This window comes from Lacibacter luteus, assembly GCF_004118265.1.
In the GTDB taxonomy this organism is placed as follows: domain Bacteria; phylum Bacteroidota; class Bacteroidia; order Chitinophagales; family Chitinophagaceae; genus Lacibacter; species Lacibacter luteus.
This window is the reverse complement of record NZ_SDHW01000004.1, coordinates 42,132-53,992: the sequence shown is the minus strand read 5'-3', so window position 1 is coordinate 53,992 and position 11,861 is coordinate 42,132. Positions and strand designations below refer to the sequence as shown.

Annotated in this window: 7 protein-coding genes; 6 read left to right on the top strand and 1 reads right to left on the bottom strand. The window is 37.9% G+C overall.

Annotation, left to right across the window (positions count from 1 at the left end; genetic code table 11):
• Positions 1–14 precede the first annotated feature (14 nt).
• The 6 genes from ESA94_RS13700 to ESA94_RS13680 all read left to right on the top strand — a co-directional run bounded on the left by ESA94_RS13700 (position 15) and on the right by ESA94_RS13680 (position 11,409).
• Positions 15–4,991 (top strand): DUF6443 domain-containing protein, encoded by a 4,977-nt coding sequence (locus ESA94_RS13700; RefSeq protein WP_129131495.1) that lies wholly within the window; start codon positions 15–17, stop codon positions 4,989–4,991.
• Positions 4,992–4,996: 5 nt separating this feature from the next.
• Entirely contained in the window at positions 4,997–5,482 is a 486-nt protein-coding gene (locus ESA94_RS13695; protein ID WP_164972745.1) for a DUF2716 domain-containing protein, read from the top strand.
• Between the two features lie 372 nt (positions 5,483–5,854).
• Entirely contained in the window at positions 5,855–6,328 is a 474-nt protein-coding gene (locus ESA94_RS13690; protein ID WP_129131493.1) for a hypothetical protein, read from the top strand.
• 30 nt (positions 6,329–6,358) lie between these two features.
• Positions 6,359–6,712, top strand: coding sequence for a hypothetical protein (locus ESA94_RS21465; RefSeq protein WP_164972744.1), 354 nt, complete (start codon positions 6,359–6,361; stop codon positions 6,710–6,712).
• 22 nt (positions 6,713–6,734) lie between these two features.
• Complete coding sequence (locus ESA94_RS13685; RefSeq protein WP_129131492.1) at positions 6,735–7,676, top strand: DUF6263 family protein; 942 nt, start codon at positions 6,735–6,737, stop codon at positions 7,674–7,676.
• Positions 7,677–8,133: 457 nt separating this feature from the next.
• The gene (locus tag ESA94_RS13680) at positions 8,134–11,409 is read left to right on the top strand and encodes a T9SS type B sorting domain-containing protein (protein WP_164972743.1); all 3,276 of its coding nucleotides are present in this window, start codon (positions 8,134–8,136) and stop codon (positions 11,407–11,409) included.
• A gap of 49 nt (positions 11,410–11,458) precedes the next feature.
• On the opposite strand, the gene ESA94_RS13675 is transcribed toward ESA94_RS13680, so the two are convergent.
• The gene (locus tag ESA94_RS13675; RefSeq protein ID WP_129131490.1) at positions 11,459–11,842 is read right to left on the bottom strand and encodes a hypothetical protein; all 384 of its coding nucleotides are present in this window, start codon (positions 11,840–11,842) and stop codon (positions 11,459–11,461) included.
• Between the last annotated feature and the right edge of the window lie 19 nt (positions 11,843–11,861).

The window sequence follows — 11,861 nt, the reverse complement described above, 5'->3', positions numbered from 1 at the left end:
TAATTGTACATAAAATGAAAAACAGAAATTGTGTTTTTGCAAAATTAGCTCATAGGCAGATAAACAATTTGACGACGAAGTATCGCCTCGTATATCTATTTCTGTTTTTATCAACAGTTTCAGGCAATGTTTTTTGTCAGAACTGGAACCCTGCACATGCGATAGGTACAATAAGCGGCAATTACGGAGTTGTGTATAACCAAAGTGCAGATCCAATGACAGAACTCGCTCCGGCAGCTTACCCACAGACAGGACTAAGCTATCTTTGGGAATTCAGCGCTACTCCTTTATCTGGATTTGGGAACGCACCTGGTACTAACAACCAGGTTGGATATACTTATCCAAATCCTGTTTTACAAAATCTGTGGTTCAGAAGAAAAACAGTTTATACTAACGGTGCATTCGTTTATTCGAACACAATTAAAATAAGCTTGGTTTCGAGTACATGGGATAATATTAACTACATACGTGAGATCGAAGTAAAGACAACAGGTGTTCAAAGTTTTCAGCAAATTGATGCATTGCCAAATTCTCAAAAAGAACAATCAACAACTTACATTGATGGAATTGGTCGTGTCTTACAACGTGTCAATACTGCAACTGTAGCACCTCAATCCGGTGGATCTCAGTGGGGGGATCAGGTAAATGTTGAGTATTATGATACTTACGGCCGTGCTACCAAACAATACCTTACATATGCTACGGTAACTAATCCTGGTAAATACAAAACAAATACCGTTACTGAGCAACAACAATATTATTCAACCGTTTACAATGAAACATCTGCTTTTCATACAGTTACTTTTGATAATAGTCCGCTGGAAAAAATCAGAAATGTTAAACAAGCTGGTAATACATGGTCTGCAAGTGCCGGATTTTCGCAATGGAGAGAAATGAATGGTGTGAATGACGAAGTACATAAGTTTGATGTGGATTATGTTCAGGGCAATGGGCCTATTCATGCAGGTGTTTATGATGTTAAGACACTTTTCAAGGATGTACAAACTGATGTTGATGGAAAACAAATAATTGAGTTCTCAGACAAATATGGTCGTATCATTTTGAAAAAAGTACAGTTAGAAGATAATCCTTCGTCATTTTATAATGGCTGGATATGTACCTATTATATATATGACGAATTTGGACAATTAAGGCATGTCCTGCAACCTGAGGCGGTTAAATATCTAGCTAATAATAGCTGGTCATTTGCAGGAACAAATGGGCAGCAGGTGTTGAATGAATTGTGCTTTTTTTACGATTATGACGCATTAGGGAGAATGATATGGAAAAAAGCACCCGGCGCTATGCCTTTAAAGATGCTTTATGATAAAAGAGACAGGCTGGTTTTTACCCAAGATGGTAATCAGGCAGCCATGTTAACCCCACAATGGACAGTAACATTGTATGATGAACTTGACCGGCCAATAATCACAGCATTATACAACACTTTTATAACTCAGGCACAATTACAAAACAATATTGATAACGCTCCTGCAGCAACTTCGATGACGGTTTATGCTAATGGGGTTGCTCCGGTAAATGTAACAATGTCTTTATGTCCAATTGTTAGTACAATCAATAATTCTGATTATACTTCAATTATCAAATACAATTTTTATGACCATTACAATTTTACTGGCGTAAAAACTTTTAACACAGGCTATACTAACCTTCAGGCATATAGTGACACTGATCCCAACGTACAGCCGATCACATGGTCAAAACGAACCATGAACTTTCCAACGGGAAGTATTACAAGAGCATTAGGTACCACTACTTTCTTGTCTGAAACTAATTACTTTGATGAAAGAGGGGATCTAATTCAGATATTAATGGATAATATCAAATCCGGAGTAGATATTACGACCTCGCAATACCATTTTGATGGCAGGGTTTTAAGTCAATGTTCAGACCACACTGTTTCAGCAGCGGGGTACACGAATTTTAAAACGCTGAACAAATATTTGTTCGATCAACTTGGCAGGGTAACAACCATTTTAAAGAAAGTAGGATCAAATGACTTTAGAGAAATGGTGGCATATTCATACGATGACTTTGGAAGATTGAAATCGAAAACGTTTGATCCTACTTATATCGGCGGGGGTAATCCAGGCCTTGAAACTTTGAATTACTCTTATAACATACACGGAAATATAACAGGCATTAACAAAGATTATGCGCTTAAAACTCCCGGGCTTTACAATAAATGGGAGCATTTTTTCGGGCTCTATCTGGGCTATGATAACAGGGATAATGTATTTACAAATGCAAACCTTACAGGAAGGGTAGGAGGTATACTCTGGAGTACTTTAGGAGATGATGTTCAACGTCGTTATGATTTTGCTTATGACAATGCAGGCCGCTTAATAAATGCGTTATTTAAAGAAAGAAAGTATCCTGGTGATGCGTGGAGCAATGCTAAGATGGATTTTACGGTTTCAGGTGTAAATGGAAAAATTTCCTATGACTTAAATAGTAATATTCTGGAAATGTCGCATAAAGGCATTGTTCCGGGAACAACAAACCCAATTTTGGTAGACGATTTGCGCTATACTTATGCCAATCTTAGTAATAAAGTTGTTGCTGTTAAGGACGAAACGACCTCAACCTCAGTTAACGGAAAGCTAGGCGATTTTAAAGATGGAAGTAACGGAGCTGGAACGAATGATTATGTATATGATGCCAACGGTAATTTGGTAGTTGATCTGAATAAAAACGTTCAGTCGCTGATTGCAAATGGATATGGAATTGTTTATAATCATCTTGATAAACCCGAGCAGATAAAAATTACGGGGAAGGGCATTATAAAAATAGTATACAGTGCTGATGGTGATAAACTCCAGCGGGTGTTTATTCCTGAAGCAGGTTCCGGACAAACAGAATCAGTAATAACTACTTATATCCAGGAATTTGTTTACCAGGAAGTTTCAACTACGCTGACATCATCTTCATCTGCACCTTTCAGTGGCACTAATTTGTCTCTTTCATACTTCAGTTTCGAGGAAGGCAGAATCAGGGTGATCACTCCAACATCTCAAAGCAATGGGTTTGATTACCTGACTGTTGATGGAGATTTTAGTTTGCCAAACGGCAAAAAAGGAGCAATCGACTTTTTTGTTACTGACTACCAGAAAAACGTCAGGATGATTCTCACCCAGGAAACGAGATTTGCGAGTAACGTTGCAACAATGGAAACTTCCAGGTCTAGCGTCGAGGCTCCTGTATTTGGGCAAGCAGGTTCGGCAAACGAAGTAGAAACAACCAGATTTGCAAGACCAACTGGCTGGACAAATAATAGTACAAACAGTGTAAGCAGGTTAGGTAATTTGGCAGGAAAAAATCTAGGTCCGAATACTTTTCAGAAGGTGATGGCAGGTGATATTGTTTCGGCGCAAACTGCTTACTATTTCCAAAATTCTACAGGCGGCTCCAATTCGGGATTTGTAAATGCAGTAGTCAATAGTTTGTTACAAACGATAACCGGAGGAGGTGCCGCAACGGGTTTAATAAAAGATAATGCAGTTGGAGTTACGAATCAGCTGGGATCAACAACAGGATTAATTAATACCCTTCAAAATCCGGGATCAGGAGGTACAACACCATTAGCTTTCTTAACTGTAATATTTCTTGATGAAAGATTTAATTATATTCCTCCGGAAGAAGGAGGCGTTTATCAACAACAGGTTTTAAGCAGTTGGAGTACGTCAACTCAACCGTTAATAATTAACCAGGTTCAGGCTCCCAAGAATGGTTACATGTTTGCGTTCATCAGTAACCGAAGTGACCAGGATGTATATTTTGACGATTTTCAGGTAAGTGTGAACAGCGGAAGAATCCTAGAAGAAAACCATTATTATGCGTATGGATTAAAAATTGCGGGTATAAGTTCAAAACGTGCAAGCGATACATATGACGGACAAGCTAAAAACCTTCATTTATATAACGATAAAGAGTTGTGGGATGATGGAGAATTAAATTGGTATGATTACGGTTTCAGGAATTATGATCCCCAAATTGGCAGGTTTGTTCAATTAGATCCATTAACTGACGTGTACACAACATTATCTCCTTATCAATATGCAAGTGCCGATCCAATTATGAATATTGATATCGACGGGTTAGAAGGTGCTTCGTCAATTTTTACTTTGATAAATGGAGCAGTTGAGTCAGGTAAAACAGTATTGCAGGAAATAATAATCACCGCACCAAGGAAAGCTGTGCAAAAAACTGTTGCAGCATCCTCCAGTACTGCAAAAATTACAGCAAGGCTGGCGTTAATTACTGCGAGGGGTACGTCCGATGCTCTTTATAACGCCAACACTTTAGGTATGTATGATTTTTTTGGAGGTAATCACTTAAATGAGTATAAAACGAGAGATGAGCAAATCGCATATCTCAGGGGACGAGTAGCTGGAGACCTATTAGCGATTGCACAAGGAGGGGTGCAAATGAAGGCAGGCACAACTGCTATGGGCGTCGGATTGGCTACGGGTGGTATTGTTTCTGCAGGCGGAGCATTGGTGGCTGCCCATGGAGGAGGGGTTGGAGTCGCAGCATCAATAGATATGGGAAAAAGCCTTCAACAACTATATAAGTTAAATGCTTCCGCAACAGCAGGCGGTGATGCTGGAAGTAGTGGATCAAACACTTCGGGCAGTAGTGGAAGTGGTAAAACATCCCCTAAAAATGAAGGAACCAATGCCGCTAATCAGACTCCGAAAAAAGCATTAGATGTTGTGGAACATGCTGCAAAAAACAAAGGAGCAGCTAAGCCGGGATACAAAGGAGGGGGGAATTTCGCAAATGATGGCAGAGGAGGAGGACAAGTACTTCCTAAAACTGATTCAAAGGGGAACCCAATTAAATACAAAGAGTATGATGTAAATCCATATCAAAAAGGAGTTAATAGAGGCACCGAAAGAGTGGTGATAGGAAATGGAAAAGCATATTATACAAATAATCATTATAAAACCTTCACCCTTATACAATGATAATCATGAATAACTGGAAGATATTAAAAGATGTAGAGAATAAGAAAGTGTGGGATTTTGTATTTAGTGAACTTCACTTTAAGCCTCATGAAGAAAAAGAATTAATTACTCTACCCTTGCCAAATAAGTATTTTGACATCTCACGATTTTACAATGACGGATTTGTAGAAGAACTATACAACAATCTTCACGAATCAGCACAAGCATGGTTTGAGAAAATATCTAATGGCGAAAGAATGTTTGCGCTTAATTGGCAACACGATTGTTATTCATTTACTGCTGATTTGCCATTTGAAAAAGATGAATATAATGAATGGTTAATCCCTGTTTTTCCAAATGGAGATTATTTGTTTTTTTTGACGAATGATTTCAAAAATGGAATTTTTGCAGATGGGGTTAACTTCCAACTACTAATATGGGGAGGGGACATTATTAAAGCTTTTGAAACAAAAACACCAGATATGCTAAAAGTGAACAATAGTCGCCGTTAGGGGTAAAAACAATATCAAGCTTAGATGCTGTGGGAAAATGGTAAAGGATTTTATATAAGTTTGCGAACTAAGTAACCACCTTAATATGATTAAAGCCTAATCATCCAACATGCTATAATGAAATGTCAGACGGTAAACTGTTATTCTCTTAGCTTGGTTATACGAATCGATTTTAAAGAAAAGCCTTTATGAACGGGAAAAATGGGGAGCTAGTTTTATTAGACAAATTCCCTTGCGAGGAAAAATGAAAAGGGAAACAAAATTGAGACATTTTGGATGTGAATTAAAAACTTTAATTAACAAGAATGTAGTCAATCAATTTTGCCTTACTTATCTTTTGATTCGACTGATATTTGGGAAATTTGTCTTTATATGATTGTCAATAAAAAGGAACTTTACGAAACGGTTGATGAATTAATGAGCGCAGAAGGTTACGTGAGGAAGAAAGAAACATATTACAAACACAATGATCAAACAATCACGATTTTCGTTCTTGGGAAGTCGGAGTTCTCAGGGAAGTATGAAACTATGCTTGGTTGTTTTTACAAGGAGCTTTTAAACGAAGACACCCCTTATCCGAAATCTCACAAAAGACATTTGCATTGGGGGCCAGATGATTTGGCGGATAAAGACATGGTAAATAATGCGTTTAACCTGGATCATGTCGGCTTTAATAGCAATGAAAGAGAGAAACAAATAGAGGGCATAATTAATGACTATGTTTTACCTTTTTTAAAAGGAATTGAAACAGCAGAAGGAATCCATAACACAATAAAGAAGTATCCACTATTAATACACACGACAAGATTAGATTTGCGGAATAAGCTTGGTTTGAAAGAGGAATAGATTTTTAATAATGATGTTGCAGAATGAGTGATGAAAAAGGAATTTTTTTTTAGAAGTATAATCAATTCGCAAAAAGAAAATTCAAGCGAAAAGATTTCCAAAACAATAATCACGTCGCTTTCGATAGAGGATTTTAGGATCATTGAATTTCAGCCCTATTGGAAGGATCAAACCAAGTATTTGTTTGAGATTTCTTTCTTCAAAGAAGCTTCCAGTGCTAGTGAATTACAATGCGAGCTGTTGAGAGTAATGTCCAAAATGTCATCCACCTGGAAAATCATTTTGGACGAAAATTATTCCCTTGAAAATTCAAATTTTTCTGCTGCGTCAGAATTTTTGAAATTGCCAGGAGTTGATTGGGTGAACATTGAATATGTTGTATAATTTCTTTTGATAAATCATGAAAATGAAAAAACTATTAGTTTGTATTCTGTGCTTTGTTATGTGGTCTTGCAGGTTTGTTCCTTCGGATGATAAGAATCATGAGAATTACCTTAAAGAAGGGCCCGGATATCAACTGGTTTTTGATCCTGAGCCAGGTACTGTTTATCAATACACAATCGTTAATAAATCTAATTCCGAGATGAAAGTTTCGGGGAAAGAAATAACAAATAATAACTCATCAGATATTGCCTTTTCATACCTTATTAATAAAGACACAGGCAGTGGTTTCAGTGTAGGTATTGAATATAGTAAAATTCATTTATCCAGTAAAGTAGGTGATACTGAGACCGAAATGGATGCCGGCAATGCAAAATATTCAACCAACCCTATCGAGAAATTATTAGGAGCATTGAAAGAATCGAAAATTAATATTGTATTGGACAGAACCGGAAAAGTGAAAGAGGTAGCGGGATATGAAGAATTGACAAATAATGTATTTGAACAATTAAGATTTACAGATACATTAACTGCTTCTATTGCCCGACAACAATGGAATCATTTAGTATTAGGGAGTTTGGTAAAGCAGAATGCAGAACAGTTTTTTGGATTTTTCCCGGATTCAACTGTTCATCTTCATGAAAAGTGGAAGGCTTCCTCCAGCCAAAAAGGTGAATTCGGACTGAAAACTACGACCACCTATTTTGTAAAAGCAGTAACTGAAAATGAGGTATTTATTGAATCTTCAGGCGAAATATCAAGTGATAATAATGAGATTGCGTCACGAAACGGAGTGACATCGACTAACTTGACAGGTTTGCAAGAAGGCGAGTATGTAATGGAAAGAAAAACAGGGATGATTCTAAAGGCTTCTATTTCTGCAAAAATTAAAGGTTCGGTGCAAATGCGTGGCATGGATATTCCGATCGACATTAAAAATACGGTTGAGATAAATTCAGTAAAATAATTCATTGTGATGGGCAGGGCTCATCACTGATTGATATTAAAAGCTAACCTTCCTGATAAGACGTCATAGTATAACCTTGATAATTAATGAATATAATCACTCTTTCCCCGTATCTTATTTTTTAATCAATGACTTAGTAAATATATAACCAGTTAGCCGCCTGAGTCGCATGCAAGAATTTATCTGTTTACATAAATATCCAATTATTCTTTTTACATTATTATTGTGTATACGGATTGGTTATTCTCAGGAATTTAGACAAACACCGACAGGGCTGATTTTTTATGAAAAAAATGGCCGCTTTATTTTTCCAGGAAACCCCAGCACAATTGACACTTTAACAAAAAAGCAAAGTCTTAAAAGCTTTTTTTTAAACGAAGCGCAACCGGTGAATGCGAATACCAAAGCTATATTCAATTTCCAGCCCCTTGCGGCAACCTCGGCAATCGTACTCAACGTGATTGTTACGCAACCAACTTGTGGTTATTCTAGTGGAAGCATAGTTGTTGAAGCAACAAATGGCACTCCCCCTTATACCTATACACGAATAGATCAATATAGTTCTTACACACAGCAGACGGGTAATTTCCCGGTTGCAATTGCCGGTACATTTTTAATGCGGGTAACTGATGCAAATGGGTTGATTGGTGAACAAGTCGTTACGTTAACCGATATCGCCCCCGGTCCCGTTCGGGTTTTGCCAGAAACAATAAAAGTGCCCAGCAAATGCAACCTTAAAGATGGTTCTATCAGTTTGAAAGTGACGGGGGGAACTCCGCCTTATTCCTACAGTATAGATGGTATTAACTGGCAAATCAGTAATACCTTTTCCAATTTATACCAGGGGATTTATGATTTTCTGGTAAAAGATGCGAATGGCTGCCTTGGGCGGTACACTTCATTCGCTACTTTTTATGCTGTTAATGCTTGTATGGATAACGGATTAATTGGTGGCGGCAGTGGCTCTGCATGCGGGCCAAGTTCGAACGTTAATCTTACGATTCAAGGTTCGAATGGACCCTACCAATATTCGATGGATGGTGTAAATTATCAGGCAACCGGAGTATTTCCGAATATCGGCCCAGGTGTGTACCAGGTGTTCATCAAAAAAGCAAATGGGGAAATACTTGCCTGGGGGTTTAACCGTACAGAGTATTGCGTTTTGTCTATCGAATATGTTGCTGTATCTGCATCTTGCTTTGGAAGCAATGGAGAATTAGAAGTAGTTGCCAGCCAAGGGAAGCCCCCCTACCAGTACAGTATTGATGGTATTAATTATCAGACAAGTAATGTATTTAAGAATTTAGCACCGGGCAATTATTCGATTACGGTGAGAGACGATATAGGCGTGCAAAGCTCCATCAGGGCAACTGTTTTTGATAAATGCCCGATTGTAAATGCAGTAAGCAAAGCAGAAACCTGTACCGGTAATGACGGAGCGATTACTGCAGGTGGATTCAGAGGAACAGAACCTTACCGCTATTCTCTTGATGGGGTTAATTTTCAAACATCGCCTGATTTTACAGGATTAAAAACGGGCATGTATACCATTATAATTAAAGATGATTTGGGTTTTACAGGAACAACGAATATTACAGTACCGTATAGTTGTTTACAGATGCAAACGGTTCAAAAGGATGCAACCTGTGGTTTAAATAATGGGAGTATTAAAATTACCGCTAACAACGGCGTTGAACCCTACTTATATTCTCTTGATGGAATTACATACGGAACAGCAAATACGTTTACTAATCTTACTCCCGGTATTTTTAATGTAGCTGTGAAAGATGCAATCAATAATGTTGTAAAGCAGGCAGTAGCGATCAAGGCAGTTACAACACCCATTTTGCAACTTGATACACTACCCACTTCCTGTTTAAAAACAGATGGGAAAGTTACGCTTGGAGTTACAGGTGGAGTTGCACCATATCTGTACAGTTTTGATGGTGTAAATTATGCTGCAGAAACGACACTTCAAAATGTAAAGGCCGATTCACTGATTACGGCTTTTGTAAAAGATAAGAATGGTTGCATTAGCAGTAAATCTTTTAAACTTTCTGCACATTGTCCTGTAGTGGGGGCCGCATCCAGATCTGAAATATGTGATCAAATAAACGGTATTATAACAGTGAATGTTAGTGACGGTTTTGGTCCTTACCAATATTCATTAGACGGCATCAACTATCAGGTATCAAATATATTCAGCAGTTTGAAATCAGGAGATTACTCTATAACAGTACGTGATGCTGTTGGTATAAAAAACGGCATAATGGTAACTGTACTAAAAAGCTGTACAATTGCTACTGCCTCTATTACAAATGAAACATGTAGTTATGCCAACGGAAGTGTGTTTGTAAATGCGGATAAAGGAACAGCACCTTATATGTACTCGATTGATAATAGTAATTATCAGGCTTCTAATTTATTTAACGGATTACGACAAGGCGATTATACTGTTACAGTGCGTGATGCATTGTTAACTGAAATCAGGTTGTCAGTAAAAATCTTAAATACTCCCGGACCAGTTGTTTCAATTACAAATAATCCAGTGTCTTGTAATAACAATGATGGAAAAATTGAAGTGCTTGCAACCGGTGGTAAACAGCCCTATACTTACAGTATTGATGGAGCCAACTTTGGGACGGGTAATATTTTTACCGGACTACCAAAAGGAGTTTATCAAATATCTGTTCGGGATGCAAACGGGTGCACTTCCGTTGCATCAGCCACAGTAGAACTCGTAAGCGAACTACGTTTAAGTGTAGAGAAGGCTAAAGAGGTTTGCGAAGGTAGCTACGTTCAATTAAATGCTGTTTCAAACGGAACGCAGTTCAGCTGGATACCTGTTGCGGCATTGAATAATAGTACTGTTAGTAATCCTATCGCCAGCCCTCAAACAACAACTAAATATTTTATAGAAGTAACCAAGGGTATTTGTAAGGCGAATGACTCGGTTGATGTAAACGTAAACCCTGCACCCATAGCTGTAGCAAAAAAAGATACAACTATTTGCTATGGGCAAAGTGCAAGACTGGTTGGCGAAGGAGGTATACAATATTCCTGGAGCCCTAATCAATTTCTCGATAATCCTTTAAACGATACCGTAAATATTAACAGCCCCACTGTTAGTACAACTTACCAATTAAAAGTTACAGATATGAAAGGATGTACTTCGCTGAACAATGCTGCTGTAACGATTACTGTAAAGCCACCTCCTAAGCTATTTGCAGGAAATGATATTTCTGTAGCAAAGGGAGAGCCTTTGCAATTATTTGCTATAGATGTTAATAATACAGGGTTTATTTATTTTGATTGGCAACCTGGAACCGGGTTAAGTAATAACCGTGTTCAAAATCCTGTTGCTGTATTATCGAACAATATAACATACCGTGTAACCGCTAGTACGTCAGAAGGATGTAAGGCAATGGATACTTTGAACATTACTGTTTTTGATAAGCCGGATATTTTTGTTCCTACAGGATTTACCCCCAATAATGATGGATTGAATGATCTTTTAGTAGCTGTACCGGTTGGCATTAAATCCTTTAACTATTTTAAAGTTTATAACCGGTGGGGGCAGGTTGTATTTTCCGGGAAGGATTTTGCTTCTGGCTGGAATGGTTATTTTAAAAATGAACAGCAAATACCGGGAATTTATTCCTGGGTTGTTTCCGGAACAGATTACAAGGGAAACATTATTAAAAAAAGCGGAACTGTAACATTAATTCGCTAGCTGTGATTTTCAATCCGGAGCTTCATGAGGTAAGAATTTGTGAAATTGTTTATTCCATCGCCTCTAAAAATGCCTCAGGGATAGGCATCGGCTGAATAATGAGCGGAATTTGTTTTATGAATACTTTTTCATCCCAAATTAAGTTGCCGTCTTTGTTTACCGGAATTGAAATGGGCCGTCTTTTACTAAAATGCAAATCAACCCTGTCGGGGTAATGCAGACAGAGGTACGTGCTTTTGGTAAGTTTGGAACGGTTGAATAATGAGCGCATTCGTAAAGTGGCTTTATTGCCTTTGATAATAATTGATTCTTCCAGTGCTTGCTTGCTGTGTTCTTCTGAAGAAACATATTCTCCATTGTGCAGATCTGTTGCAGTTTGTTTGCAACCGAGGAGTGTGAGCAAAACAAACAGGATGCTGTGTTTTAATTTCATAAGCGTGCCGGTTTTGGTT

Excerpts from the sequence above, each read along its gene's own strand:
- ESA94_RS13700 (WP_129131495.1), top strand. The coding sequence starts at position 15 with ATGAAAAACAGAAATTGTGTTTTTGCAAAATTAGCTCATAGGCAGATA.
- ESA94_RS13695 (WP_164972745.1), top strand. The coding sequence starts at position 4,997 with ATGAATAACTGGAAGATATTAAAAGATGTAGAGAATAAGAAAGTGTGG.
- ESA94_RS13690 (WP_129131493.1), top strand. The coding sequence starts at position 5,855 with ATGATTGTCAATAAAAAGGAACTTTACGAAACGGTTGATGAATTAATG.
- ESA94_RS21465 (WP_164972744.1), top strand. The coding sequence starts at position 6,359 with ATGAAAAAGGAATTTTTTTTTAGAAGTATAATCAATTCGCAAAAAGAA.
- ESA94_RS13685 (WP_129131492.1), top strand. The coding sequence starts at position 6,735 with ATGAAAAAACTATTAGTTTGTATTCTGTGCTTTGTTATGTGGTCTTGC.
- ESA94_RS13675 (WP_129131490.1), bottom strand. The coding sequence starts at position 11,842 with ATGAAATTAAAACACAGCATCCTGTTTGTTTTGCTCACACTCCTCGGT.